This is a genomic window from Chloroflexus sp. (assembly GCF_034431535.1).
GTDB lineage: Bacteria > Chloroflexota > Chloroflexia > Chloroflexales > Chloroflexaceae > Chloroflexus.
Map to the genome: position 1 here is coordinate 1 of NZ_DAOUDC010000001.1, position 25,399 is coordinate 25,399.

Consider the following 25,399-nt stretch of genomic DNA (forward strand, 5'->3'; position numbering starts at 1 on the left):
GCCACGCTGGTAGCCGCCCGACCGAAGCAATGACAACAGGCAAGCGGGCGAGGGGACACCATCACCTCTAGCCCCAAATGAGAATGGTATACTGAAAGAAAGCAGTTGTCTGTGGAGTCGTTATGCGCGGAATTGGCCGGTTGTTACGAGTGCTCTTCCGCGGGCCAGAACGCGCGTTTGGCTGTCTGGTCTTCTTTTTGGGCGGGTTTAGCTTGGCGACGTGGCCGCTGGCCGGTGTGGGGCCGATCATGGCCCTGATCACGCTGTTGATAATCGTCACTGGTCTGGTGCTCTTTTGGCGTGATGCTGGGTGGTGGCGCCGGTTATGGGGCGGCGGGTTGATGCTGGCGGTGTTGGCGGCGATCATCGCCTTGCTGAATCCCGATACGCCCCATGGGGCGTTGTTTCGGGTGGTGGCGTGGCTGTCGCTGCTGCCGGCCCTGTTCGCGGTCGCGAACTTTGCGGTGAAGCAGTGGTGGGCCGCGCCGGCGGATGGTGAGGATAGGGCAAATCATCCACCCCCGCCGCACCCGGCGGCTCCGCCAGCCGGCCCGTCTGAATTGCCGCCGCCGTTGCCGCGTCCAACGTCGCCGGTGGCGCCAGCCGAGCTGCCGCCGCCGTTGCCGCGCCGGGCACTGGCGGCTGATGACGATCTGTTGGCGCAGTTGTTGAGTGTGCCGCCGGAGAACAAGCATGGAGATCGATCCACGCGCGCGCTTGATTGAATGGCCGAGCGCAGCCTTGGGTGTCACCGGGCGGATGTATGTCTATGCGCCGCCGGATTATCAGCCAGAGGGGCCGCCGCTGCCGGTGGTCTATTTGCTGCGCGGCCATGAGCGCGAGTGGGTGAACCGGCGTGAAGACGAGAGCCGGTTCGGGAGCGCAATCGATGTCTACGAGCGGGTGCGGGCGCGCGGTGAAGCGGGGCCGTTGTTGTTGGCCATGCCCGGCTTGGCGAGTGCCGACAATCGCATTCCCGGCCTGTTGGCCGATTTCGTCGCGCCGGAGCTTACTGATGCCCCCGGTGTGGGCAGTGGCCGCTTTGCCACCTTCTTTTTCGATGAGGTGTTGCCGTTGATGGAACGTGAATTCGGCGCACACCCGGCGGCGCGGGCCTTGACCGGATTCTCGCTCGGCGGCTATATGGTGATCAAGGCGGTGGCGCTGCGTCCCGATCTGTTTGTCAGCGTCAGCGCCTACGATGGCTCGTTTCCGTATGCCAGCGACGGAGGGCGGGCGGCGCGACGCTACGATACGCTGCTCAACGCGACGATGTTCGATCCGGCACTAGGTCGTCCGCGCGCCCCAGAAGTGATGCGCGCGCAGAATCCGATCTGTCTGTTGATGCAAGCTGACCGGGCGGCGCTACGGCGGATTACGTGGATGATCCAGTACGGGCCGGAGCATGTTGAGCCGTGGGGATCGAATTTCTACCGCGGCGAGTATCTGTTGCGCACACTGGCGACGTTGGGCATCGCGAACGCGGCGCCGGTGGCGGCGCTGCCCGACGGCGCGCATACCTGGGCAGTCGCCGACCGCCATCTCGAACAGGCCTTGTCGCTGCACTATCGAGCGTTTGAACGGGTCTTAGCACACCGGCTATGAAATCGCCTCCCCGTAACACGATCGAACTCCTCGTTCGCTTACGCTGGCCGTTTGCGGCAGTGGTCGGGTTGCTGTTTGCGCTCACCCGGCTGGTTGAAGGCATCTTGTTTGATGAAGCGATAGAGACGCCAACCGGGCGGGCGGTTGACCCGATTGTCTGGGGGTTGCTGGCATTTGCCGCGATTTGGTTGGTCTTCAGTTGGGCGATCCGGCAGGAGCGCGAACGAATCTCGAACGAAGCGCGCATGCTCGAAGCCCTGCGCGAGAGCAATGAACGGCTGGAATTGCTCTATGAAATTAACCAGCGGGTCGCGTCGAGCGCCACGCTCGATGAGGTGCTCGATTATGCGATTACGCTGCCGGCCCGCTTGGTTGATGCGGCGGCGGCGGCGATTGTGCTGACCGATGAGCAGGGCCAGCCGTATACGGCGCGGGTGACCGGGATCGATGCGGCGATGTTGGAACGGGCGCGGGCCGCGTTTGGTTTGCGCGCGATGCCGGCGCCGCCGGCTCAGCCGGCAGTGTTGCGGCCCCAGCAAGCGTGCGGCTGGGCGGCTTGTTTGGTGTTGCCGCTGGCCGAGCGCGCCGCGCCGCCGATCGGTTGGATTGAGGCGTTCCTCAAAGAGGGCGAAGCGGCGCTGCGCGAAGCGCGCCAGCCGTTGTTGGCGACAGTTGCCAGTGAGTTGGCTGAGGCGGTGGTCAATAGCCGGCGACGCGACCGTGTGATCGCCAGTGTCGCGGCGGTGGAGAGGGCGATTAGCGCCGAGCGCACTCGGATTGCGCGCGATCTGCACGATGGGGTAGCCCAGTCGCTGGCCTTTATGCGCATGCGGATCAATCTGTGGGAAGATTGGCTGGAACAGGACCCGGCGCGCTTGCGCGAAGAGTTTGCGACCTTCAAAGCGAATCTGCGCGCGCAGATCGAAGAGTTACGCCACGCGATCTTTGCCCTGCGCCCGATTGAGATTGGCCAGCTTGGGTTTGCCGGCGCGTTGCGTCGCTTCGTCACCGAGTTTGCCGAGCAGCACGATTGGGATGTTGCGATTGATCTCACCGACCTGCCGCCCGATCTGCCGCCGGTGCTGGAATTAGCCGCGTTCCGTTTCGTCCAAGAGGCGTTGAACAACACGGCTAAACATGCTCAAGCGCGGCGAGTGTGGGTAAAGCTTGACGTGCGTGATCAGGGGTTGATCATTCACGTGCGTGATGACGGGGTGGGCTTTAATCCCGGTGAAGAGCCGCCGGCGGGTCATCTGGGCCTGCGCCAGATGCGCGAACGGGCGGCGGCGCTCGATGGTCAGGTGACGATTATTTCGCGTCCCGGCGATGGGACCGAAGTGCGGGTGTGGTTGCCGTTGATCTATTCGGCGGTGGCGGTGTTGTAGGAGGCAGAGCGGCGCTCTACTCGTACTGATGGAGCGATGGGCGGCGAGGGGGCAGAGCAGCGCTCTGCCCTGCCGAGTGCAACTTTTGACCGATACCGCATCGCTCCGGTGATAAGGTAAGATACAACTATGAATATGCCACCACGCCGGTGTGGTGCTCATTGCAGACGAGGAGCTATGACCACGACAACCACTGACCGCATCTACATCTTTGAGCAGGTGTTAGCTGGTTTGATGCGCCGTTACCGCGAGCGGGTGCCGGATGTGACTGCAATCGCGCAAGCGATGGTTGCCGAAGGAATTATCGCTTCTCCTGAAGCGATCGAGAATGACCATGTCGCCTTCCGCACTATGGGAGTGCCGCAACTCGGCATTCGCTCGCTCGAGCAGATTTTTCTGCATTACGGGTACGAGCGGCGCGACCGCTATCATTTCCCGGCCAAGAAGCTCGATGCCTTCTGGTACCACCCGCCGCGCCCCGATTTGCCGCGCATCTTCATCTCTGAATTGCGCGTCGGCGATCTATCGCCGGAAGCGGCAGCGATAATTCGCAGCTATACCGATGAAGTGACTGCTGATCCGGTTGATGCGCTCGATTTGGATGATGCGGCGCAGGTGGATGACTTCCTGCACCGGCCGCTCTGGCGTTTGCCCACGTGGGCCGATTATCAACGCTTGGCCGCCGAGAGTGAATATGCCGCGTGGGTCATTTACAACCGCTACTACCTCAATCACTTTACGATCACGGTGCATAACTTGCCCGCCGGCTACAACACTATCGCCGATTTCAACGCCTTCCTTGAACGGCACGGCTTCAAGCTCAACGATGCCGGCGGCAACATTAAAGTCAGCCCCGACGGTCAACTGTTGCAGTCGAGCACCGTCGCCGAGATGATCTGGGCCGAATTCGCCGGCGGCGAGCGCCACCAGATTGCGGGGTCGTATGTGGAGTTTGCCGAACGGCGCCCGCTCGATGCATTTGCCCATCTGCCGCCGCACGAGCTGCGCCGCGAGCATCGCCGCGAAGGATTTGAGGCCGGCAACGCCGATAAGATCTTCGAGAGCACCTACAGCACCCAGACTGCCAAACGCGCCGAGGAACGCTAAATCGAAAATAGTACGGGCACAGCGCCGCTGTGCCCTCTTCCAGCGAGCGGCCCTGCGCCCTCTGAAGCAAACAGCGCTGCTCTGCCTGCATAGGGCAGAGCAGCGCTCTGTCCCTACTGATCACGCCATCTGGCTCAATTTCTCTTGCAAAGCCCGGTTCGACGGCTCCACCAAAATCGAACCATCAGGGAAGACGATCGTCGGAACACTCTGATTGCCGTTGTTGACCTTCACTACAAACTCGGCTGCGGCCGGATCGTGTTCGATGTTGATGTAGGTGTACGGTGCGCCGTGCTGGTCAAGCACCCGCTGAGCGCGGCGGCAGTCGGGGCACCAGTTGGTGCCGTAGACGACGATAGGTTGCAGTGACATAGCCTCCTCACCAGATGTATTCCACGAATGAAGCCGTGTGAAGCGGCTGCATCATGAAGTATACCAGTATTTTGTGCGCCTGCTGTCGGTCTACGCCGCGACCGGCTCCTCTTGCGGCACCTGCTTGACGATCTCGATCTCGATGTCGATCGTCACCTCTTCGCCAACCAGCACGCCGCCCGTCTCGAGTGCAACATTCCACGTCAGGCCCCAATCTTTGCGGTTGATCTTGGTGCTGGCGCTGAAGCCGGCGCTGAGCGTGCCCCATGGCGATTTCGACTGGCCGTTGTACGCGACTTCCAGTGCTACTTCACGGGTGACGCCGCGGATCGTCAGGTCGCCGATGATGCGGCCATGGCTGTCGTCAATGACCTCAAGCCGCTTACTGGCAAACGTAATTGTCGGGTAGTTGGCGACATCGAGGAAGTCGGGCGACGTCAGATGGCCGTCGCGTCGCTCGTCGCGGGTGTCGATGCTGGCCGCATCAATGGTGACATGCACTGACGAATTGACCGGATTCTGCTCATCAAAATTGACCGTGCCGTCAAACCGGCTAAAGCGACCGCGCACCTTCGAGATCATCATGTGGCGGACCGAGAAGGTAATCATCGAGTGTGAAGCGTCAATCACCCACGTCATACGGTTGTTGCTCCTGTTAGATTCAGCATATCTTGTTCACGTAACCCAGCATAACAGGTGCGCGTCAACAAGAGCGTACACAGGAGCGTGAACAACGGGCGAGGGGGATGAGAGATGAGAGAGACGGCCCAGCGGGCCGTCTCTGCGCTGCCGGCTGGCAAGCGCTAGTGTGCCTCATCCAACGAAGGCACGATCTCGTAGCGGTAGCGAATATCGACTGTTGCGCCGAGCATGCACCAGACTGGGCAGTAGCGATCGCGTGACAACTCAATGGCGCGTTCGAGCGCCGCTGGATCGACGTCGCCGGCGCAGCGGTAAACCAGCTCGATCTCGGTGTACGGCTTGGGATACTCGTCGCCGCGCACGCCTTGCACGCGCACTTCAAGGCCGGTCAACGGCTGGCGCTTCTTGCGCAAGATGCTGATCACATCCATCCCCGAACAACCGCCCAACGCCATCAACACCGTCTCCATCGGAGAGGGGCCGGCGAGGTCGGTATTGCCTTCGTGCGGGCTGTCGAGTTCGATCGGGCGGCCTGAATTGGCCACGGCAGTAAAGTGGAGACCTTCGCGCAGGCGGACGCTGGCGGTAATCACTGCTCCCATACACAACCTCTCAAGATAGGTGACGAATTGGCAAGTAAACCGGTATTGCTACCGATCTTGTCGCTTCCAGTATAACACTCCGGGTTATAATGCAAAAAGGGCAGGCCAAATGGCCGCAGGGAGAACAAGGCGTATGGACTACGATTACATCATTGCCGGCGCTGGCGCCGCCGGTCTCAGTCTGGCCTATCACCTTGGACAGAGTGCGTTGGCCGAGCATTCGATCCTCTTGATTGATCCGAACCCAACCCGACGGAACGATCGCACGTGGTGCTTTTGGGAAGTGGGAGCCGGCCCGTTTGAAGCGGTCGTCTCGCGGTGCTGGGATCATCTCTGGCTCTACGATGATCGCTGGTCGGAGCGGTTGGCGATTGCGCCGTACCAGTACAAGTTGATACAGGGTATTGACTTTTACCGGTTTGTTGATGACTGGATAGCGAGCCGCCCGCAGATTACGCGCATACAGGGCAACGTCGAACGGTTTGTCGAGTTGCCTGATGGGGTGGCGGTGACGGTCGGCGGCAAGACCTATACCGCACGGTTCGGCTTTAACAGCGTCTACCGGCCGGCGCCGGTGCCGCCCGGTTATCATGCGTGGTTGCAGCATTTTAAGGGTTGGGTGATCACGATCCCGCAACCGGTGTTTGACGCCGAAGCGGCCACCTTTATGGATTTTCGCATCCCGCAAGTGGGGGATGTACGGTTTGGCTACGTCTTGCCGTTCGATGCCCATACTGCATTGGTCGAGTACACGATCTTCTCGCCGCAATTGGTTAGCCAAGCTGAATACGAAGCCGGTTTGCAGCAGTATATCGCCGAACAGTTAGGCATCGACCGCTACGAGATCACGCACGTCGAATATGGCGTCATTCCAATGAGCGATGTGCCGTTGCCGCTGCGACCTAGCCCGCACGTGCTCAATATTGGCACTGCCGGCGGGATGAGCAAGCCGTCCACCGGTTACACCTTTCAGCGCATTCAGTGGCAGACGCGGCAGATCGTTGAGAGTCTGATCAGGGATGGGCATCCGTTCTACCCGCAGCCGCGCTTTAAGCGCCATGCGTGGATGGATAGCGTACTGCTCAATGTACTCGATGCTGGACGGATGCCGGGCCATCGCTTCTTCGCCAATTTGTTCCGCCACAACCCGATCCAGCGCGTGCTGCGCTTCCTCGATGAAGAGACGACGTTGGCCGAGGATATGGCGTTGATGGCGACGGTCGAAATTATGCCATTTGCGATTGCGGCGCTTGCGGTGGCGTGGGGCCGGATGAGCGCGTTGGGCCGGCGTGAATTGGAAATGGGATAAGCGGGAACGCTGTCGATAACGCCGTTTACGCTGTTGCTTGAATGGAAGGTTGATGTGTCGCCATTCCGGAATCGGGTCGTGCTCCAGCAGAGGGGTTGGTGCTTGGTATTCCGATCGTGTTGCTCGGGCTGTTTATGGGTGCGATCACCGAGCAGAATCGGTGGCAAGTCGCCTTGCGGGTCATGGCGGTGACCGGTGGCGTGATTCTGGGATTGTTGCTATTGGTAATGCTGGTGTTTATCCGCGTGGGGTACGAGCAGCATTTTCAGCTTGACGAAGAGGGTGTACAGGCGAAGGTCAGCGGGCGCACAAGCGCCTTTTTAAAACTGGTGCGGATTGGCTGGCTCTTCAGTGGCCGGCCCTCAGCAATGGGGGCCGGGCTCGTGATGCGCACTGGCGATGCGATTCGTTGGCACGATGTGACTAAGGTGGAAGTTAATGAACGCCAGCGCCAGATGACTCTCTACCGCAAAGGCAGGCCGCCGTTTCTGCTGGCATGCACTGCCGAGCATTTTGCGACGGTGCGCGAGATTGTGCAGGCGAAAACAGGGGCGTAGGGGCAGAGCGCGCTCTGTCCCTACGACGACGCCGGCGATGAAGATAACACCGTTTCGATCACGTCGATCGGTACGTCGCTGCGCACGGTGACGTGCCCGATGGCGGTGGGCAACACCCAGCGCACCTTGCCGGCCTGCACCTTCTTATCGCGGGTGATGAGCGCTAAAATCGCCTCGCGGTCAAGGTCTGCCGGCATTGCAGTGGCGAGGCCGTAAACGGCGAGCAAGGCGCGCTGCCGTTCGACCAGCTCTGGCGCACACATCCCGAGCGCGACCGCAATCCGCGCCGCAGCGTCCATACCGATCGCGACGCATTCGCCGTGCAGCAGGCGATAGCCAAGCAGTTGCTCGATCGCGTGGCCGATGGTGTGGCCGTAGTTGAGCGTAATCCGCTCGCCGCGCTCGAACTCGTCGTTCGAGACGACTTCAACCTTCACTGCGACAGCGCGGGCGATGATGCCGGTGAGTTCGGCGGTCAACTCGGCGTCGCCAGCGTCCCACGCGGCGGGGTTGGCAGCGTGCCAGCCGCGCGCGGCGGCGAGGTCTTCGAGCGCGACAAACAGGCCGGCGTCGCGGATGACGCCGTGCTTGATCACTTCGGCCCAGCCGGCGCGTAACTCGCGGGGAGGCAGCGTCGCCAGCAATTTGGTGTCGGCCAGCACTAGCCGGGGTTGGTGAAAGGCGCCAATCAGGTTTTTGCCCAACGGATGGTTGATGCCGGTTTTGCCGCCGACGGCGGCATCGACCATCGCTAAGAGCGTGCTGGGCAGTTGCACCAGCGCCACGCCGCGCAAGACGGTCGCCGCAGCGAAGCCGGCCAGATCGCCGATTACGCCGCCACCTAGCGCCAGCACGGCGTCGCGCCGCTCGATGCCGTTACCGATCATCCAATCATAGAGCCGGTGCAGCTCGGCGAACGACTTGCTGTTTTCCCCTGGCGGAACAGTGATGGTATGCACGCGGTAATCGGCGACGCGCAGCCTTGCCGCCGTCTGCTCGGCGACTGCCGTCAGATGCTCGTCGGCGACCAGCCACAGCGCGCCGCGCAAGCCGAGCGCTGCTAGCCGGTCAGCGAGGGTTGCCAACACGCCTGCGCCGGTGACGACCGGGTATTGGGTGGTGCTGGTGGTGACGGTGAGGGTGGTTGTCATCGTGGTAGCCTTATGGTACACGAATCTGAGTCTTGGCGCTCGTCGCGCTCATACGGTTAGGTGAGCGTGAGCAAGGCTCGATCATACCATTACTTGGCGAGCGTGAGCCCCTGAGAGGGGATGCGGCAGTAAGACTGCCGCATTCCGGCTATAGACTTTGGAGTGCGGCAGTCTTACTGTCGCATTACCTACGGGCAATCCTTACTTCCGCCGCCGGTTATAGATGGTCATGATCACCGCGACCAGTAACAACGCCAACCCCAGATAAGTCAACGGGCCGGGCCACGGTTCCGGCTCTTGCTGCAATACGCTGAATAACACGACATAATATTCCACGGGTTATCCTTCGCTTAAGAGCGGGCCGGTGAGCAGCGCCGACAGCACGCTGCCAACCGGATAGACCGTTTCACCGGCGGGCACGAGCAGGAGGCCATTAGCCCCGCGCAGCGAGAGGATGCGCGAGCTGCCTTGGCCGCCGGTGCTGGTGGCGAAGAGCCGGCCTGCCCGGTAGGTGACGATGACGCGCTGGTATTCGGGCCGGTCAGGGGCTGGGGTGATTGGGCTATCCAGCGTTACCTCAACTTGCGGGCGGAACGGGCGGACGTCGCCTTGCAGCGCGCGCAGCGCCGGACGGACAAACACTTCAAACGAGACCAGTGACGAGACGGGGAATCCCGGCAGGCCAAAGACGAGCTTGCCGTTCACAGTGGCGAAAGTGGTTGGCTTGCCCGGTTTGAAGGCGATGCGGCCAAAGTGAACCGTGCCGAGTTCGGCGAGCAGGGGCTTGATGAGGTCGCGGGTACCCATACTGACACCGCCGCTGGTAATCAAGACATCGGTTTGCTCAAGGCCGCGCAAAATGGCTTGGCGCTGGACGGCAATGTCATCGCGGGCAATGCCGAGCGAGATTGGCTCGCCGCCGGCCTCGCGCACAGCAGCCATCAGCGCGTAGCGATTGCTATCGCGCACCGCGCCGCCGGGCCGCGTTTCACCCGGCTCGACCACCTCATCGCCGGTGGCGAGCACCGCCACTCGGGGCCGGTGGTAGACACTGATGCGGGTGAGGCCGAAAGTGGCGAGGATGCCAATTTCGGCTGCGCCGAGGGTCGTGCCGGCGGTGAGCGCGATCTGGCCGCGCGAGACATCTTGCCCGACCACATGCACATAGTCGCCGGGCTTCAGCTCGCGCTTGATAAAGAGCATTCCATCGCGCTCTTCGGTCAGCTCAACCGGGATCATCGCGTCAGCGCCGGGAGGCATCGGCGCGCCGGTCATGATCCGGGTCGCTTCGCCGGGGCCGAGCGCCACCGTCGTGTCGCCGCCAGCGGTCAGTTCACCGACCACGCGCCGTGGGGCAAGACCGTCGCCGGTCCGAAGGGCATAGCCGTCCATGGCCGCTTTGGGCACGTCGGGAATATCTTCCGGCGCGGCAATATCGGTCGCCAGCACCCGACCCAGCGCGGTGAGCGCGTCGATCTCTTCGCTGCCCAGCGGTTGGGCGTGTGCCATGATCATCGCCGTAGCGTCGGTGATGCTGACCATTGGGTATGGTGATTCACGGAACATATTGGACACGGTTGATCTCCTCGATTAGATGTTTACCGCAGAGGACGCAGGGAGCGCAGAGGGAGAGCAGGGAGGGGCAGGACCCGCCTTTTCTTCATTTTCTCATCCTTAGCGCCCTTTGTATTTACCCCTCCCCCTCGCTGGGGAGGGGATAAATTTTACCGCAGAGAACGCAGGGGCCGCGGCGGGTAAGGGAGAAAGGGGCAGGACACGCTTTTCCTGTATTTTCGCATCCTCTGCGCCCTTCGCGTCCCTGGCGCTTTTGCGTTTCATCCCTTTGCGCTGCTTTGCGTCCTTGGCGCCTTTGCCCCCTCTGTGTCTTACAAATGATTTATCGCCCGCCACACCTTTTCCGAGCGCAGCGGGATGTCGAGGTGGCGCACGCCGAACGGCGCCAGCGCGTCGATCACCGCATTGGCGATGGCCGGCGTCGAGCCGATCGTCGCCGCTTCGCCGATACCCTTGACGCCGAGCGGGTTGAGCGGGGTGGGCGTTTCGGTCTTGTCAACCGTAAAGGGCGGGAAGAGATCGGCCCGTGGCAGAGCGTAATCCATCAGCGTACCGCTGAGTAACTGGCCGTTGGCGTCGTAGACCACCTCTTCGAGCAGGGCTTGGGCGATGCCTTGGGCCAACCCGCCATGCACCTGCCCGGTAACGATCAGTGGGCTAATGCGCGGCCCGCAATCATCAACCGAGTAGTACTCGCGGATGCGGACGTGGCCGGTTTCGCGATCGACTTCGACCACGGCGACGTGCGCGCCAAAGGGATAGATCAGGTCTGGTGGGCGGAAGTAGTCCACCGCTTCGAGGCCAGGATCGAGTTCGGGCGGCAGTTTGTTGCTGTAAGCGCGGCGGGCAATCTCGGCGAGGGTGAGGGCGCGATCCGACACGCCGCGCACGCGGTAGCGGCCCTCGTGCAGCTCGATGTCAGCCACGCTGGCTTCGAGCATCGCCGCCGCAATCTGGCGCGCCTTCTCGCGTACCTTGGCGGCGGCCCGCACCAACGCCGCACCGCCGACGGCTAGCGAGCGCGATCCCATCGTGCCGACTCCCATTGGCGTGATCGCGGTATCGCTGTGCTTGACCACGATCCGCTCGAAATCGGCCCCGATCTGGTCGGCGACGATCTGGGCGAAGGTGGTGGCAGTGCCCTGCCCGTGCGGCGAGATGCCGGTCGTCACCGTCACCGTACCGCTCGGTTCGACCTTGATTTGAGCGCTTTCGTAGGGGCCGAAGCCGCACATCTCGACATAACAGGCAATCCCGATGCCGAGCAACATCCGGTCGCCGGCGGCGCGGCGGGCGGCTTGCTCAGCGCGCAACTGCTCGTACTTCGCCAGCGTCAGGGCTTTGGTGAGGGCGCGGTCATACTCGCCGCTATCATACGTCAGGCCGGTCGGCGTCTTGTACGGGAAGGCGTCGGGCGGAATAAAATTGCGCCGGCGCACTTCTGCCGGGTCTAAACCGAGTTCGGCGGCGACCAGATCCATGAACCGTTCGATGTAGTAAGCGGCTTCGGGTCGGCCCGCACCGCGGTATGCAGCCACCGGCGTGGTGTTGGTGTAGACACAGATCGCTTCGAGATCAACGGCGGGGATTTTGTAGACACCGATGGCCATCGCAGTGGTCAGATCGGGCAGGCCGGGGGCAAGCGGGTAAGCGCCGAGATCGGCCACAATCTGCATGCGCAACGCAGTCACTTCACCCTCCGCCGTAACTGCCGCCTCGATGTCGCACACCTGCCCGCGCCCGTGGGTCGTCGCCTGCACGTGTTCGAGCCGGCCTTCGACCCAGCGCAACGGCGCATTGAGTTGGCGTGCTAGCGCCGCCAGCAGCGCCTCTTCGGGGTAGATGCCGATCTTGACCCCGAAGCCGCCGCCGACATCGGGCGCAATCACCCGCACCCGATTCTCGTCGAGACCGATCACCTTGGCGATCTCGCCACGTACCTGATGCGGCGTCTGCGTGCTCGTCCACACGGTCACGCCATCGTTAGCGGGGTCGGGAGTGGCCACCACTGCGCGCCCTTCCATCGGGAAACCGAGCAGGCGCTGGTTGACCATGCGCTGGCGCACGATGCGATGAGCGGCGGCGAAAGCGGCCTCAACATCACCCTTTTGGCGGCGGCGGCGATGGTCAATATTGTCGGGCAAGCCATCGAAGATAATCGGCGCGCCGGGGGCGATGGCGGCGAGCGGATCAACCGCCGCCGGCAGCGGTTCCCACTCGATCGGCAAGGCAAGGGCAGCATCGAGCGCCGCTTCCGGCGTGCGCGCAATCACGGCGGCGACCGCCTCGCCGGCGTGGCGCACCCGCTCTACCGCCAGCACATAGCGAGTGCGGCCCGTGTAGCGCTGCGGCCCGCCGCCGCCTTCGCCTGAGCTGGCCAACGGCAATGGCTGGCAACCATCGAGCAGGTCGGCGCCGGTATAAACGGCGACGACATCGGGCATTGCTAATGCGGCTGCCTTATCAATGGCAACAATCCGGGCATGGGCGTATGGGCTGCGGGCGATGGCAACGTACAGCATGCCCGGCAGGCGCAGATCGCTCACATACGCACCCTGTCCCTGAATAAGACGCGGGTCTTCGCGGCGCTTGACTTCAGCGCCAATCAGGGCTGCATAGGCCATAGGATGCACTACCTTTCATTTTTGTTAGTAGCGGTGCGATGAAGGTGCTATGGGCATGATACCAGATTTACAGCGCACCTTGTTGGAGTTGTTGACCCGCTTCACGCGGTTCGTTGCGGTTGAATGACTGACAAATTTGTAATTGCACGATCGCAAAGAACAGGCTATGCTACATAGGGAGATACAATGTTTTTATTACGTTGATCAACACTGATGTGATCCATCCTTGACAGGTGTTATCCTGTTCACATCATTGTATCCTGTGTGCGTGCAGCAAGGATAACAGAACATTATGGCAACTCTTGAATCGCCGAGCACATCGATAACCAGTGCCCCTGCTTCTGCTTCGACAGAGATGTTGCTTACCCCAATCATTATCGAGCCGCGCAAAGGATGGTGGCAGTTCAATTGGCGCGATCTGTGGCTCTACCGCGAACTGCTCTTTTTTCTAGTTTGGCGTGATGTTAAAGTGCGCTACAAGCAGACGCTACTTGGCGCGAGTTGGGCCATCATTCAACCCGCCTTGCAATTGGTTGTGTTTACTATCATCTTTGGCCGGCTGGCCGGCGTCAATACCAACGGCATTCCCTATCCGTTGTTCAATTTAGCTGGATTGCTGCCGTGGCAGTTTTTTGCGAACACCGTCGGCCAAGCGGCGAATAGTCTGGTCGGCAGCGCCAACATCGTGCGCAAGGTCTATTTTCCGCGGCTAGCGATTCCCACCGCCAGTGTGCTGGCTGGCGTGGTCGATTTTGGCTTGTCGTTTTTGATCTTGCTTGCTTTGATGTTCTGGTACCAATGGCCGCCGACGCCAGCCTTCTTCCTCTTGCCCGTCTTTTTGCTGCTGGCGATGATCACGGCGCTCGGCGTCGGGTATTGGCTCTCAGCCATTAATGCCCGCTACCGCGATGTGCGCCATGCTACGCCGTTTCTCGTCCAGCTTTGGCTCTTTGCCACACCGGTTGTTTATCCCAGCAATTTGATCGAAGGTTACTGGCAACTGCTCTACGCGCTCAACCCGATGGTTGGCGTGGTCGAGGGCTTCCGCTGGGCATTGATCGGTGCCCAACCACCTAGCATGTTGTTACTGGTATCGGTGACGACGGCGATCACGATCTTTTTCACCGGTTTGCTCTATTTCCAATCGGTCGAACGCAAATTTGCCGATGTGATTTAGCCTATGCAGTACGCAATTCGGGCGCTTGATTTGGCGAAACAGTACCAGATTGGTGCCATCAAGCAGCGGAATGCCGGATATATCACGCTGCGCGATGCGATCGTCGAGCGACTGCGAGGCTGGCGGGCCAAACCGGCTACCACCGAGCTGTGGGCGCTCAATGGGGTGTCGTTTGATGTGCAGCAGGGTGAAGTAGTCGGCATTATTGGTCGCAATGGCGCCGGCAAGAGCACCTTGCTCAAGGTGCTCTCGCGCATTACCGAGCCGACGCGCGGGCGGGCCGAATTGTATGGCCGGGTGGCTTCGCTGCTTGAAGTCGGCACCGGCTTTCACCCTGAATTGACCGGGCGCGAGAATATCTATCTCAACGGTGCGATTCTCGGTATGCGCAAGCGCGAAATTGACCGCAACTTCGATGCGATCGTCGATTTCGCCGAAGTAGCGCAATTTATCGACACGCCGGTCAAGTTCTACTCGTCGGGAATGTATGTGCGGTTGGCGTTTGCAGTTGCTGCGCATCTGGAACCGGAAATTTTGATTGTCGATGAGGTGCTGGCGGTTGGTGACGCCCGTTTTCAAAAGAAGTGCCTCAACAAGATGCAAGACGTGGGCCAGCAAGGGCGGACAGTGCTGTTCGTTTCGCACAGCATGCAGTCGATTTTGCGCATGTGCCAGCGCGCAATTTTGCTCAATCAGGGCATAGTCGTGGCGGATGGGCCGGCCCAACAGGTGGTAGGCGTCTATCTGGGCAAAGGGGCGCATTCAATTGCCGAGCGGGTGTGGTCTGAGCGGGCCGGCGCGCCGGGCAAAGAGGTGGCCTGTTTGCGCGCGGTGCGGGTGCGCGATGCCGATGGTGACATCAGCGATACGATTGATATTCGCTCGCCGGTAACGATTGAAATGGAGTTTGTCGTCACGCTCGGCGGGTATGTCTTGTTGCCGCATTTCCGCCTCTACAACGAAGATAATGTGGCGGTTTTCACGACGCTCGATCTCAACTCGGAATGGCGGCGGCGGCCCCGCCCTCCCGGCAAATATTGCGCGCGAGTGACGATTCCCGGCAATTTTCTAGCTGAAGGCTCATTGTATGTAGAAGCAGCCCTGACTACGCTCGATCCGCCAGTCAAGCAGTTTGCTGAACGCGATGCGGTGGCGTTTCAAGTCATTGATAGCCTTGAAGGCGATACGGCACGTGGCGATTGGGCCGGCAGCCTGTCGGGGGTAGTGCGCCCAATCTTGCCGTGGACGACGACCTATGAGCCGCTTGCTTGATCGCCGGCAACAACATGTGTCGCTGCGGCGCGGGGTGGCGTTGTTGCTGCCGGTGTTGGCGCTCATTCTCGCCCTCACCCTATACCCATTTGCCTTGAGCGATTCGTTGCCCCCTCAGCCGGCGCTAACGTTGGTTACTGGTCTGAGCCATGGCCTTGATATGCTGCAAAATGTGCTGTTGTTTACGCCGCTGGGTATTGCGTTGCATTGGCTGTTGGCCGGTATGGGTGCAGGCCGGCGCGGGCAAATCGTTGGCGCGTTGCTCGTGGCTGGCGTGATAGCCTTGGCGATCGAAGCGGCGCAATTGTTCATTCCCGGACGCACGGCGGCGCTGGTTGATGTGCTGGCCAATGCTGGTGGGACGGCGTTGGGCAGTTGGCGGCTGGCCCAGCCGGTGGCGCCGGTTGTTGATTGGCTGGGTGGTTGGTGTCTCGCAAGGGTTCGCCAGACCCCGGCGGCATTAGCGGGGGTAGGATTGATTGGTTGGTTGATGGTGGCTGGCGGATTGCTAGCGTATTGGCAGCAAGCAACCTTGCCGAGCAATTGGTCAGAGCGCTATGCGTTACAGATCGGTGCGGCTAGTGATGGGAGGCGCTTCTGGCCGGGGTATGCCGGCTTTGTCGCCCTCTATGACCATGCGTTTACGGCTGCCGAGGCCCGCGCAACGCTGACCCCATCCGCTGCACTGGCGGCGCAACCGCTGCTGGCGTATGACCTGACCCAGTTCCCGCCGGAGCTGGGCGGTCTATTTGCCCGCCCGCTGGCGGCACAGGGGAAGGCGGCCTTTACTGCCGAGGGGGTAGGGGTAGGTTATCAACGCTGGCTCACGAGCAGCGAGCCGTTGGCCGGGGTAGCGGCGGCAGTGGCACAGGCGCGCGCGTTTACGCTAGTGGCGCAACTCGCACCGCGCGAGCCGGAACGGGTGGCGGAGGGGTTAATGGTGAACTTCGGGCGTGAAATTGATAGCCACAACATCAGTTTGATCCAGTCGGGCCGTGATCTGCTGGTGCGGATACGGCTCCCGTTGACCCGCCCGCTCAATGATCGTCCGGCCCTGCGCTTCGCCGAGGTGTTGCGCGATACCAAGCCACGAGTGGTAGCCTTCAGCTACGATGGCGTGGTTGCGCGCTTGTTTGTCGATGGCCAACCGCACTGGCAAACCTATACCTTCGGGCCGGGAGAAGTGGTGGTCAACCGCTGGTTGCCGGTGCAAGCGCACCAGATCGGCGGGTGGACGGTAGCGCTAGCGATGGCGCTCAGTGTGCCGCTGGCGCTGGTTGGCGCGCCGTGGCGCGGGAGGCGCTGGTGGTTGTTCCCGTTTGCGTTAGCTGGGCCGCTCATCATTGGGTATGCACCGTGGTTGGTGATCCCGCAGCCGCTCAGTGGCAGGATGGCATTAGCTGCGGCGTTAACGCTTCTCTGCGGCATCCTGTTTGTGGTTTGGTTCACCAGGCCGTTTCGATCGAGGAGTGTGGCATGAAGCTGATCTGGCGCGTGATCCTGCTGGGAACACTATCCTTGTTAGGAATCATGGCCGGCAGCAGTGTGTTTGCGCAGACGCTGGCGTTCGACTGGCGGAATGATTGGGCGGTGGCTGAGGGCTTTATGATTGTGGAAGATACCACTGGCTACCAATTTCCCAGCGCGGTAGCGTTTGTGCCCGAACCCGGCCCTCATCCGAAAGACCCGCTCTATTTTGTCACCGAACGACGCGGGGCAATTAAGGTGGTCACAAACGATCGCAGCATCTATACCTTTGCAGCGAATGTCTTTCAATTTAAACCCGCCGCAGAGTTGCCGTCCGGCCAAGGACAGGGTGGCATGGGCGGCATTTGTCTCGATCTAGCCTATGGCTACGTGTTTGTGACCGTTCTCTACAATGATGCAAACGGGTGGATGCGCAATAACATCGTGCGCTACCAGACCAAACCCGGCGTTTTTGGTTTCACTCCTGATAGCTTTGTTGCCTTCACCGAAACGTGTGCCAACGATGAATCAGGCCTAGCCCACCATCTCGGCCCGTGCCAAGTGGTTGGCGAGCAACTGTTTGTCGGAATTGGCGAGGCATGGCGACCGCATCTGGCTCGCGATCCTGATCAGATGGTCGGCAAGATTTACCGGATGGATCTCGATGGCCGGCCCCTGCCTGATAATCCTTTCTACATCGATGATGACATCACCAAAGCGCACAATTATGTCTGGGCTAGCGGTTTTCGCAATCCGTATGCGATGCGGATCGTCGATGGCCGGGTCTTTGTGGGTGATCACGGGGTCGGCACCGATCGCTTTGTTGAAGAGCGGCATGGCGAGGATGACAGTTGGGAACGGCCAAGAAAACAGCATCCATCTACGGGCGGCGTATGTTTGGGCGCCGAGCCTCACGTCGATCACGTTGCAGTATTTGCCTTTCGATAGCACCTTGCTCGGCCCGGCCAACGCCGGCAAATTCTTCCTCGGCATGGCCGGTTCGGTGCGGCGCGGTAAGATGCCCGGCATCGTGCGGATTGCGTATGATATGGAACGCGAGCGGGTGATGGCAGTGCCCGATTATTTCTTGCGCTTCCGCGGCAAGCAAGAGCAGATGGTGATTGCGGTGGCGTTTGGGCCGGATGGCCTCTACTTTGCGCCGATCGATGCGAACCAAGCTGACCAGACATCGGTGTACAAGTCTCGCCTATAATGGCCGTTCGTGAATGCCAGCCGTATAGTGTGGAGAATAAACGCATGTTCCACGAATTGATGAATCGGATCCATGATCGTTCGGCCAGAGTCGGCGTGATCGGGCTAGGTTACGTTGGCTTGCCGCTCGCCGAGCGCGCTGGTCGGGTGGGGTTCTCAGTGTTGGGGTTTGATGTCAGCCCGGAACGGGTGATGCATATCAATCAGGGTGAGAGTTATATCGGCGATGTTGCAAGTGATGCGTTGACCAAGTTGCGTGCAGCGGGCCGGCTTGAGGCGACGACCGAGATGGCGCGGCTGCGGGAATGCGATATTCTGGTGATCTGTGTGCCGACGCCGCTGAATGCTACTCGCGAGCCTGACATGCGCTATGTCGAGGCGGCAAGCAATGAGATTGCCGCCAACATTCGTCCCGGCCAACTGGTGATTCTCGAAAGCACCACCTATCCCGGTACCACCCGCGAGCTGATTATGCCGCGGATCGAGCGTGATGGGTTACGGGTGGGCGATCAGATCTTTCTCGCCTTTTCACCCGAACGGATCGACCCCGGTCAGACCAGCAGCAAGGGGTACAGTGTCGAGAACACACCTAAGGTCGTGGGTGGCGTGACCATGCACTGCACGGAATTAGCAAGCGCCTTTTACGGCTATATCACCAGCCGGGTCGTGCCGGTCAGCTCGCCGGATGTGGCGGAACTGACCAAACTGTTCGAGAACATCTTTCGTGCCGTCAATATTGCGCTGGTCAATGAGCTGGCGTTGCTTTGCGACCGGATGGGGATCAATGTTTGGGAGGTGATTGAGGCGGCGGCGACCAAACCCTACGGTTTTATGAAGTTTACCCCCGGCCCCGGTCTTGGCGGTCACTGTATTCCGATCGATCCCTTCTATCTGACGTGGAAAGCGCGCGCGTTTGATCTCACCACTCGGTTTATCGAGCTGGCCGGCGAGATTAATGCGCAGATGCCGCGCCACGTGCATGATCTGGTCATTCGGGCGCTCAATCGGGCGCGCAAGCCGCTCAACGGCAGCACAATCGTATTGTTGGGCATTGCGTACAAGCCTGATGTTGACGACTACCGCGAATCGCCAGCATTTAAGGTGTACGATCTGTTGACTGCTGACGGCGCGACGGTCATACCGTGCGACCCGCATATCGACGAGTTTGAAATGCACGATGGCCGCCGCATGCGTACCGTGCCGTTGACCGATGATCTGTTGCAAAGCTGCGATTGCGCGGTCATCATCACGAATCATCGCGCCTTCGATTACGAGCGGATTGTCACCTTGGCACCGGTGGTCGTTGATACCCGCCACGCGACGCGGGCGATCCAAGGGCCGCTGCGCGCGAAGATTACAGTATTGTAGACTGTTAGTTGCGCCGGTAATCATCGCTCTTTCATCCGGCAATAGTATACCGGTAGCATACCGCATTGCGTGCGAGGAGGAGCGTCTGTGCAAGTAGAGGTGCGACTCAGTATCATTATTCCGTGCTACAACGCGGTGGCGACGCTTGGCGAACAACTGGCGGCGCTGGCCGATCAACAGTGGGATCGGCCATGGGAAGTGATCGTAGCCGACAATGGGTCGCGTGATGACTCGCGGCGGGTTGCAGCCAGTTTCCTCGCGCGCATGCCCAACTTGCGCATTATCGACGCCAGCGCCCGCCGGGGCGGCGCCTTTGCCCGCAACGAAGGGGCGCGGCATGCGCGCGGCACGGCGCTGGCCTTTGTCGATGCCGATGATGTGGTGGCGCCGGGTTGGGTGGCAGCAATCGGCCACGCGCTTGATCGCCATCCGTTTGTCGCTTCCCGGTTTGATATCGAACGTCTGAACCGGCATTCGTGGCTGAGCCGTATCCGGCGCAACCCACAGGCTGATGGTTTGCAACAGGTGAGTTATCCGCCCTATCTATCGCATGCCGGTGGTTGCGGGTTGGCTATCGAACGAGCATTGCACGAGCAGGTAGGAGGCTTTGATGAGACGCTGTTACGCTTGATGGATACCGACTACTGCTTCCGCGTGCAGTTGCAGTGTCACGTTGCCTTGGCATTTGTGCCGGAAGCGCTGGTCTACGTTCGTTATCGCGATACGTTGCGTGGAATGTTGCGCCAGACTCGCGAGCGCGCGATTGCTAATGTTGCGCTGGCGCGCCGGTACGGCGGCGATCGGTATGCTCACCGGCGTTCATTATCGCCGTGGTTGGCCTATACCCGGCGTTGGATGCGCCAGTTGCTTCGCGCTACACGCATTCGCCGGCGTGAACAGTTGGCGGAATGGTTGCGTATGAATGCGTGGTTGATCGGCTTGTTGCAAGCAAGTTGGCAATACCGTTGCCCGCCGTTGGCGATTTAAGCAATCTTGCGCGCACCTAAAGAGTCATTATGGCCCACCCGCGATCGATCCAACCGTCTCTCTCGCGAACGTTCCGGCGTTGGCTGGCCCCAGCGGGACGGCGATTGCTCGGTACGCTAGTACGGGTTGCTACGACCGAACCAGTCGTGGCATTGACCTTCGATGATGGGCCACATCCACTTTATACGCCGCACCTCCTCGATCTGTTGGAGCGCTATCACGCGCGGGCGACATTCTTTCTACTAGGCCAACATGCCGTCGGGCAACGCGATCTGGTGGCGCGGATGGCCACTACCGGCCATGCAATCGGCAATCACACCTTTACCCACATTCGTATGCCGCAGACGCCGCGCTGGCAGCGGTGGCGTGAGCTGTGGCTAGCACGGCGCGCGCTAGCGCCATTTGCTTCCGCCCTCTTTCGCCCGCCCTACGGCGGCCAATCGTATGGTTCGCGGGTCGATGCTTTGCTGTTCGGCTACGAGGTGGTTGGTTGGAGCTACCACATCGAAGATTGGGTGGCACAGCCGCCAGACCGGTTAGCCGAGCGGTTGTTGGCCCAGATGCAGCCGGGCAGCATCGTGTTGTTGCACGACCGGCTGGTCAATCCGCGCGATCCGGCGGCGGTTGCTCGCACGCCATTGCTCACGGCGCTGGCGCAAGTCTTGGCACAAGTGGGCACAAGATATCGCTTTGTCACCGTGCCGGAGTTGATCCGCGCCGGGACGCCGGTGCGGGTGCCATGGTTCCGTCCGGCTCTGTAACATAGAAAGTAGGTAACAATCCTCGTATGAATCACGATCTCACCTTGATCTCACCCTATGGTGGCCGCTTGATCGATTTAATGGTTCCGGCTGCCGAGCGACCTGCACTGCTGGAAACAGCTTCGCGCTTGCCGTCGATCCAGATCTCAATGCGCAGCCTCTGCGATCTGGAATTGCTTGCTACCGGCGGATTTTCGCCCCTGACCGGCTTTATGGGTCGGGCCGATTATGAACGGGTGTTGGAAGAGATGCGCTTGGCCGATGGCACGCTCTGGCCGATCCCAGTGACATTGCCGGTTGAACAAAGCCATTTTGGCAGCGATCGGATTTTGCTGCGCGATGTGCATAACGATCCGCTTGCGATCTTGGAATTGAGCGAGATCTATCGCTGGGACGCCGAGCGGGAAGCGCTGGCGATATTAGGCACGACCGACCCGCGCCATCCGCTGGTGGCCGAGATGGCGCGTTGGGGGAAGTTTTACGCCGCTGGTAAGTTGCGGGTGTTGAATTTGCCGCGTTATTACGATTTTACCGATCTGCGCCGCACTCCTGCCGAGGTACGCCAGCTACTAAGCGCGATGGATCGGCCCAATGTGGTTGCCTTCCAGACTCGCAACCCGATGCACCGCATTCACGAAGAGCTGACCAAACGGGCGGCGGCGCAGGTTGATGGCAGCTTGCTCATCCATCCGGTGGTCGGTATGACTAAACCCGGCGATGTCGATCATTTCACCCGTGTGCGCAGCTACCGGCTGTTGGTCGAAAAGTACTACGATCCGTCGCGCACCCTGCTCAGCCTCTTGCCGTTGGCGATGCGCATGGCCGGCCCGCGCGAAGCGGTCTGGCATGCGATCATTCGCCGCAACTACGGCGCCAATCATTTTATTGTCGGCCGTGACCATGCCGGCCCCGGCAACGACAGCACCGGCAAGCCATTCTATGGCCCGTATGCGGCGCAAGAGCTGTTGGCCCGCTACGCCGCCGAGATTGGCGTGATGATGATCCCGTTCACCGAGCTGGTCTATCTCAAGCGCGAAGGCCGGTATGTGATGGTGGATGAGGTGCCGCCGGGGGCCGAGATCGCCAGTATTTCGGGTACGCAAGTGCGCGACGAGTATCTGGCCAAGGGGCGCCTGTTGCCCGAATGGTTCACCCGTCCTGAGACCGCCGAAATCTTGCGCCAGATGTACCCGCCGCGCCACCGGCAAGGTTTTTGTGTCTGGTTTACCGGTCTGAGCGGGGCCGGCAAGTCAACTATTGCCGGGATCCTCAACATTCTGTTGCTTGAGCGGGGCCGCACGCCGACTGTGCTTGACGGTGATGTGGTGCGCACCCATCTGTCGAAGGGATTGGGCTTTTCACGCGAGGATCGCGACACCAACATCTTGCGGATCGGCTTCGTCGCCAGCGCGGTGGTTAAGGCCGGCGGCGCGGTCATCTGTGCAGCGGTTAGCCCCTACCGGGCCGCGCGCAATGAGTGCCGGACGATGATCGGTAGCGATCAGTTTATTGAGGTCTTTGTTGATACGCCGCTTGAGGTTTGTGAACAGCGTGATGTCAAGGGGCTGTATGCCAAGGCGCGCCGTGGGGAGTTGCGCGGCTTTACCGGCATTGACGATCCATACGAGCCGCCGGTCAACCCTGAGTTGGTGTTGACGACGACCGACGTTGCCCCCGAAGAGAACGCGCGCAAGATTGTTCGTTATCTCGAAGAGAAGGGCTTTCTGGAGGGCTAGTATGCTCAACGTCTTCCGTAGCGCGCGCCGCACGCTCCGCCGTTGGATCAAGGGGCCGTATGCCGATCTAGGATTTAAGCCTCAGCCTGACTTCTACTATCTCGCTTCGTTTCCCAAGTCGGGCAATACGTGGGTGCGTTTTCTGCTCGCTAATCTACTGGCTGGCGAGGAGTTAGGCTTGCAAGGATTTGGCCGGTATGTGCCCGATAGCCATATCAAAGGCGATCTGGCGTATATGGCCGATCCGGCCACGCCGTTCAACCAGATGCGTCCGCGCTTCGTGAAGACCCATCTCCACTATCGCCCAATCTTCCGCCGCGCCATCTACATTGCGCGTGACGGGCGCGATGCGATGACCTCATATTTCCACTGGCGCAATAAGCGATCGGAGCAGCCGGTCACGCTGCGCGAGATTATTACCGGCAATATCTATTGGGGAAGCTGGTCGGATCATGTGCTGGGATGGCTCAATAGCTGCTGCGAGCTGTTAGTGGTAAAGTACGAAGACCTCTACGCTGATACTGCCGGTCAAGTGCGTCGCATCCTCGATTTTTGCGGGATGCGGGCGAGCGATGAACAGATTGCGGCAGCCGTCGCCGCTTCATCGTTCGACCGGATGCGGGCGAAAGAGAAGGCGGCGCAGGGCGCGACAACCCCGTTTTTCGTGCGCAAAGGCGGCTCTGGCGATTGGCGCAATCTCTTTTCGCCAGAGGATGAAGAACTCTTTTGGCGCTATCATCGCGTCGGTATGCTGGCAGCCGGGTATGGCGATCACAGTGGGTCATCGTGAAGGGAGCAGGCGATGCGCCGGCCACTGATACAGGCATGGACTGATCTCTGGATGCAGCGGGCCGGGCCTGACCGGTTCGGCAAGCTGGCGACGTGGCTTGCCGGGTTGCCGTATGCGCCTTACAAAGCGCGGGTGGCGCTGGCCCATCGCTATCCGCAAGGCTACATCGCCCCATCCGCCCAACTGAACGGGCAGCGCATCCGGCGTGGCCGGCACGTATTCATCGGTGATGGCGTAGTGATCTACCAGCGCCAAGATGGCGGCCCGATCGAGTTAGCCGATTACGTCGAACTCCATCGCGACACGATCATCGAATGCGGGCGCGGCGGCAGCTTGTCTATCGGCGAACGCACCGGCATCCAGCCGCGCTGCCAGCTTTCGGCGTATGTTGAGCAGATTATCATCGGGCGCGGTTGCCAAATAGCGCCGCAGTGCGCCTTCTATCCCTACGATCACGGTACTGCCCCCGGCCAAGCCATTGTTTATCAGCCGCTCACCAGTAAAGGGCCAATCGTACTGGAAGATGATGTGTGGCTAGGGTATAGCGTAGTGGTGTTATCAGGGGTCACGATTGGCGCCGGCACAGTAGTGGGGGCAGGCAGTGTCGTCACGCGCAGCCTGCCGGCGGGGGTGATTGCGGCAGGTGCGCCGGCGCGGATCGTGCGCGAGCGAACGGCGCTTGATATTGGTCAGATCACGACGGGATGAGGTGGCGCATGGCAGCAACGGTCACGGTTGCAATTCCGGTGTACCAACGGCTCACCTACCTAGCGCAGGCGATCCGTTCGGTTGCGGCGCAAGAGTATCCTGCAATCGAGCTGATCGTGTCGGATAATGGTTGTAACGGCGATGAGGTGCTGAATATTGCTCGTGCCAACTATCCGCGCCCGTTTGTCTTTCGCCAAAACCCGGTCTCGGTGCCGATTGTGCCGCATTTCAACCAGTTACTGGCGGCGGCGAACGGCGACTATTTCGTGCTGCTGAGCGATGATGACGAGTTAGTGCCGGGCTATCTCGCGGCAATGGTGACGGCGCTAGAGGCGCATCCTGATGCGGCGGCGGCTATCTCGCGGGTTGAGGTGCTCGATGAGCAGGATCGGGTGGTGGGTTCAACCGCTGACCGGCCCTTGCCGCCGCGTCGTATGAGCGGGCCTGATTGGATTAAGCGCTGGGGGTATAATGAGCACAAGTTTATCTGCTTTACCACCAATCTGGCCCGCACGGCGGAATTGCGCGCCGTGGGAGGGTATCCTGACTTTGATGGCGGGAATGGGGTTGACAATGCGTTGTTGGTCGCGTTGAGCATCGAGCGCGGGATCGTGTATTGTGACGAAGCGACCTTTCGCCATCGCATCTACGATACCAGTTTCGGCAAGTCGGTCAGCGTGACGAGTTTGGCCCGCGCCTCGCGCCAATTCCTCGCCTTCCTCGATCGCCATCCAGCCTTGCGCGTCTATGCGCAGCGCCATCCACGCGAGTGGGCTGCTTGCCGGGCGGCGATTACCCGCGTGATCTGGACGACCTATTACGGGCGGTGGCGCAATCTCTACCGTGGCCGTGAGGCGTATGTTCAATGGTTAACCGCCGGCTTTGCGTTGCCCTTTATTCCCGCCTACTACCGGCGCGCCATCCCGGAGATCATCTATTCATTGCCGGCGATTGGGCCGTTAGCGCGGCGCCGGCTAGCGGTGCGGTAAAGC

General features: G+C 60.7%; 25 protein-coding genes. 18 read left to right on the top strand and 7 right to left on the bottom strand.

Going from position 1 to position 25,399, the window contains the following annotated elements:
- Positions 1-122 precede the first annotated feature (122 nt).
- The 4 genes from U9R61_RS00005 to U9R61_RS00020 all read left to right on the top strand — a co-directional run bounded on the left by U9R61_RS00005 (position 123) and on the right by U9R61_RS00020 (position 4,097).
- Positions 123-725: a hypothetical protein gene (locus U9R61_RS00005; protein WP_322486773.1), complete on the top strand. Its 603-nt coding sequence runs from the start codon at positions 123-125 to the stop codon at positions 723-725.
- Positions 694-1,605 (top strand): alpha/beta hydrolase, encoded by a 912-nt coding sequence (locus U9R61_RS00010; RefSeq protein WP_322486774.1) that lies wholly within the window; start codon positions 694-696, stop codon positions 1,603-1,605. The genes U9R61_RS00005 and U9R61_RS00010 overlap by 32 nt, the downstream gene beginning before the upstream one ends.
- Positions 1,602-2,990, top strand: coding sequence for a sensor histidine kinase (locus tag U9R61_RS00015; RefSeq protein WP_322486775.1), 1,389 nt, complete (start codon positions 1,602-1,604; stop codon positions 2,988-2,990). Before U9R61_RS00010 ends, U9R61_RS00015 begins: the two co-directional genes overlap by 4 nt.
- Positions 2,991-3,167: 177 nt before the next feature.
- Positions 3,168-4,097 carry a DUF1338 domain-containing protein gene (locus U9R61_RS00020; RefSeq protein ID WP_322486776.1) on the top strand — a complete coding sequence of 310 codons (930 nt, stop codon included), beginning with the start codon at positions 3,168-3,170 and terminating at the stop codon, positions 4,095-4,097.
- Positions 4,098-4,217: 120 nt separating this feature from the next.
- On the opposite strand, the gene U9R61_RS00025 is transcribed toward U9R61_RS00020, so the two are convergent.
- From U9R61_RS00025 to U9R61_RS00035, 3 genes are all read right to left on the bottom strand, one after another.
- Positions 4,218-4,469, bottom strand: coding sequence for a mycoredoxin (locus U9R61_RS00025; protein ID WP_322486777.1), 252 nt, complete (start codon positions 4,467-4,469; stop codon positions 4,218-4,220).
- Between the two features lie 90 nt (positions 4,470-4,559).
- Positions 4,560-5,108: a YceI family protein gene (locus U9R61_RS00030; protein WP_322486778.1), complete on the bottom strand. Its 549-nt coding sequence runs from the start codon at positions 5,106-5,108 to the stop codon at positions 4,560-4,562.
- 164 nt (positions 5,109-5,272) lie between these two features.
- On the bottom strand, positions 5,273-5,713 hold the full coding sequence (locus tag U9R61_RS00035) for an OsmC family protein (RefSeq protein WP_322486779.1): 441 nt from the start codon (positions 5,711-5,713) through the stop codon (positions 5,273-5,275).
- Positions 5,714-5,846: 133 nt separating this feature from the next.
- On the opposite strand from U9R61_RS00035, the gene U9R61_RS00040 reads away from it, so the two are divergent.
- Both U9R61_RS00040 and U9R61_RS00045 read left to right on the top strand, forming a co-directional pair.
- Positions 5,847-7,022, top strand: a complete 1,176-nt coding sequence (locus U9R61_RS00040; protein ID WP_322486780.1) for a lycopene cyclase family protein — start codon at positions 5,847-5,849, stop codon at positions 7,020-7,022.
- Positions 7,023-7,120: 98 nt separating this feature from the next.
- Complete coding sequence (locus U9R61_RS00045) at positions 7,121-7,579, top strand: hypothetical protein (protein WP_322486781.1); 459 nt, start codon at positions 7,121-7,123, stop codon at positions 7,577-7,579.
- A 20-nt stretch (positions 7,580-7,599) separates the two neighbouring features.
- On the opposite strand, the gene aroB is transcribed toward U9R61_RS00045, so the two are convergent.
- The 4 genes from aroB to U9R61_RS00065 all read right to left on the bottom strand — a co-directional run bounded on the left by aroB (position 7,600) and on the right by U9R61_RS00065 (position 12,929).
- Positions 7,600-8,730, bottom strand: coding sequence for a 3-dehydroquinate synthase (gene aroB / locus U9R61_RS00050; RefSeq protein ID WP_322486782.1), 1,131 nt, complete (start codon positions 8,728-8,730; stop codon positions 7,600-7,602).
- Positions 8,731-8,931: 201 nt separating this feature from the next.
- A complete protein-coding gene (locus tag U9R61_RS00055; RefSeq protein WP_322486783.1) occupies positions 8,932-9,066 on the bottom strand; it encodes a hypothetical protein in 135 nt (44 codons plus the stop codon).
- Positions 9,067-9,069: 3 nt separating this feature from the next.
- Positions 9,070-10,296, bottom strand: coding sequence for a gephyrin-like molybdotransferase Glp (gene glp / locus U9R61_RS00060; RefSeq protein WP_322486858.1), 1,227 nt, complete (start codon positions 10,294-10,296; stop codon positions 9,070-9,072).
- Between the two features lie 320 nt (positions 10,297-10,616).
- Entirely contained in the window at positions 10,617-12,929 is a 2,313-nt protein-coding gene (locus U9R61_RS00065; protein WP_322486784.1) for a xanthine dehydrogenase family protein molybdopterin-binding subunit, read from the bottom strand.
- Positions 12,930-13,221: 292 nt separating this feature from the next.
- On the opposite strand from U9R61_RS00065, the gene U9R61_RS00070 reads away from it, so the two are divergent.
- From U9R61_RS00070 to U9R61_RS00125, 12 genes are all read left to right on the top strand, one after another.
- Positions 13,222-14,106: an ABC transporter permease gene (locus U9R61_RS00070; protein ID WP_322486785.1), complete on the top strand. Its 885-nt coding sequence runs from the start codon at positions 13,222-13,224 to the stop codon at positions 14,104-14,106.
- A 3-nt stretch (positions 14,107-14,109) separates the two neighbouring features.
- Positions 14,110-15,378, top strand: a complete 1,269-nt coding sequence (locus U9R61_RS00075) for an ABC transporter ATP-binding protein (RefSeq protein ID WP_322486786.1) — start codon at positions 14,110-14,112, stop codon at positions 15,376-15,378.
- Positions 15,362-16,858, top strand: a complete 1,497-nt coding sequence (locus tag U9R61_RS00080; RefSeq protein WP_322486787.1) for a VanZ family protein — start codon at positions 15,362-15,364, stop codon at positions 16,856-16,858. Before U9R61_RS00075 ends, U9R61_RS00080 begins: the two co-directional genes overlap by 17 nt.
- Positions 16,855-17,793, top strand: coding sequence for a PQQ-dependent sugar dehydrogenase (locus tag U9R61_RS00085; RefSeq protein ID WP_322486788.1), 939 nt, complete (start codon positions 16,855-16,857; stop codon positions 17,791-17,793). Before U9R61_RS00080 ends, U9R61_RS00085 begins: the two co-directional genes overlap by 4 nt.
- A complete protein-coding gene (locus U9R61_RS00090; protein WP_322486789.1) occupies positions 17,780-18,058 on the top strand; it encodes a hypothetical protein in 279 nt (92 codons plus the stop codon). Before U9R61_RS00085 ends, U9R61_RS00090 begins: the two co-directional genes overlap by 14 nt.
- A gap of 44 nt (positions 18,059-18,102) precedes the next feature.
- On the top strand, positions 18,103-19,425 hold the full coding sequence (locus U9R61_RS00095) for a nucleotide sugar dehydrogenase (protein WP_416208799.1): 1,323 nt from the start codon (positions 18,103-18,105) through the stop codon (positions 19,423-19,425).
- Positions 19,426-19,512: 87 nt separating this feature from the next.
- On the top strand, positions 19,513-20,412 hold the full coding sequence (locus U9R61_RS00100) for a glycosyltransferase family A protein (RefSeq protein WP_322486791.1): 900 nt from the start codon (positions 19,513-19,515) through the stop codon (positions 20,410-20,412).
- Between the two features lie 29 nt (positions 20,413-20,441).
- Entirely contained in the window at positions 20,442-21,173 is a 732-nt protein-coding gene (locus tag U9R61_RS00105; protein ID WP_322486792.1) for a polysaccharide deacetylase family protein, read from the top strand.
- Between the two features lie 26 nt (positions 21,174-21,199).
- On the top strand, positions 21,200-22,909 hold the full coding sequence (locus U9R61_RS00110; protein ID WP_322486793.1) for a bifunctional sulfate adenylyltransferase/adenylylsulfate kinase: 1,710 nt from the start codon (positions 21,200-21,202) through the stop codon (positions 22,907-22,909).
- Position 22,910: 1 nt separating this feature from the next.
- On the top strand, positions 22,911-23,699 hold the full coding sequence (locus tag U9R61_RS00115; protein ID WP_322486794.1) for a sulfotransferase domain-containing protein: 789 nt from the start codon (positions 22,911-22,913) through the stop codon (positions 23,697-23,699).
- Positions 23,700-23,711: 12 nt separating this feature from the next.
- Positions 23,712-24,407: an acyltransferase gene (locus U9R61_RS00120; RefSeq protein ID WP_322486795.1), complete on the top strand. Its 696-nt coding sequence runs from the start codon at positions 23,712-23,714 to the stop codon at positions 24,405-24,407.
- Positions 24,408-24,415: 8 nt separating this feature from the next.
- Complete coding sequence (locus U9R61_RS00125; RefSeq protein ID WP_322486796.1) at positions 24,416-25,396, top strand: glycosyltransferase family 2 protein; 981 nt, start codon at positions 24,416-24,418, stop codon at positions 25,394-25,396.
- Positions 25,397-25,399: the final 3 nt, after the last annotated feature.

Excerpts from the sequence above, each read along its gene's own strand:
- U9R61_RS00005 (WP_322486773.1), top strand. The coding sequence starts at position 123 with ATGCGCGGAATTGGCCGGTTGTTACGAGTGCTCTTCCGCGGGCCAGAA.
- U9R61_RS00010 (WP_322486774.1), top strand. The coding sequence starts at position 694 with ATGGAGATCGATCCACGCGCGCGCTTGATTGAATGGCCGAGCGCAGCC.
- U9R61_RS00015 (WP_322486775.1), top strand. The coding sequence starts at position 1,602 with ATGAAATCGCCTCCCCGTAACACGATCGAACTCCTCGTTCGCTTACGC.
- U9R61_RS00020 (WP_322486776.1), top strand. The coding sequence starts at position 3,168 with ATGACCACGACAACCACTGACCGCATCTACATCTTTGAGCAGGTGTTA.
- U9R61_RS00025 (WP_322486777.1), bottom strand. The coding sequence starts at position 4,469 with ATGTCACTGCAACCTATCGTCGTCTACGGCACCAACTGGTGCCCCGAC.
- U9R61_RS00030 (WP_322486778.1), bottom strand. The coding sequence starts at position 5,108 with ATGACGTGGGTGATTGACGCTTCACACTCGATGATTACCTTCTCGGTC.
- U9R61_RS00035 (WP_322486779.1), bottom strand. The coding sequence starts at position 5,713 with ATGGGAGCAGTGATTACCGCCAGCGTCCGCCTGCGCGAAGGTCTCCAC.
- U9R61_RS00040 (WP_322486780.1), top strand. The coding sequence starts at position 5,847 with ATGGACTACGATTACATCATTGCCGGCGCTGGCGCCGCCGGTCTCAGT.
- aroB (WP_322486782.1), bottom strand. The coding sequence starts at position 8,730 with ATGACAACCACCCTCACCGTCACCACCAGCACCACCCAATACCCGGTC.
- glp (WP_322486858.1), bottom strand. The coding sequence starts at position 10,296 with ATGTTCCGTGAATCACCATACCCAATGGTCAGCATCACCGACGCTACG.
- U9R61_RS00065 (WP_322486784.1), bottom strand. The coding sequence starts at position 12,929 with ATGGCCTATGCAGCCCTGATTGGCGCTGAAGTCAAGCGCCGCGAAGAC.
- U9R61_RS00070 (WP_322486785.1), top strand. The coding sequence starts at position 13,222 with ATGGCAACTCTTGAATCGCCGAGCACATCGATAACCAGTGCCCCTGCT.
- U9R61_RS00075 (WP_322486786.1), top strand. The coding sequence starts at position 14,110 with ATGCAGTACGCAATTCGGGCGCTTGATTTGGCGAAACAGTACCAGATT.
- U9R61_RS00080 (WP_322486787.1), top strand. The coding sequence starts at position 15,362 with ATGAGCCGCTTGCTTGATCGCCGGCAACAACATGTGTCGCTGCGGCGC.
- U9R61_RS00085 (WP_322486788.1), top strand. The coding sequence starts at position 16,855 with ATGAAGCTGATCTGGCGCGTGATCCTGCTGGGAACACTATCCTTGTTA.
- U9R61_RS00095 (WP_416208799.1), top strand. The coding sequence starts at position 18,103 with ATGTTCCACGAATTGATGAATCGGATCCATGATCGTTCGGCCAGAGTC.
- U9R61_RS00105 (WP_322486792.1), top strand. The coding sequence starts at position 20,442 with ATGGCCCACCCGCGATCGATCCAACCGTCTCTCTCGCGAACGTTCCGG.
- U9R61_RS00110 (WP_322486793.1), top strand. The coding sequence starts at position 21,200 with ATGAATCACGATCTCACCTTGATCTCACCCTATGGTGGCCGCTTGATC.
- U9R61_RS00115 (WP_322486794.1), top strand. The coding sequence starts at position 22,911 with ATGCTCAACGTCTTCCGTAGCGCGCGCCGCACGCTCCGCCGTTGGATC.
- U9R61_RS00120 (WP_322486795.1), top strand. The coding sequence starts at position 23,712 with ATGCGCCGGCCACTGATACAGGCATGGACTGATCTCTGGATGCAGCGG.
- U9R61_RS00125 (WP_322486796.1), top strand. The coding sequence starts at position 24,416 with ATGGCAGCAACGGTCACGGTTGCAATTCCGGTGTACCAACGGCTCACC.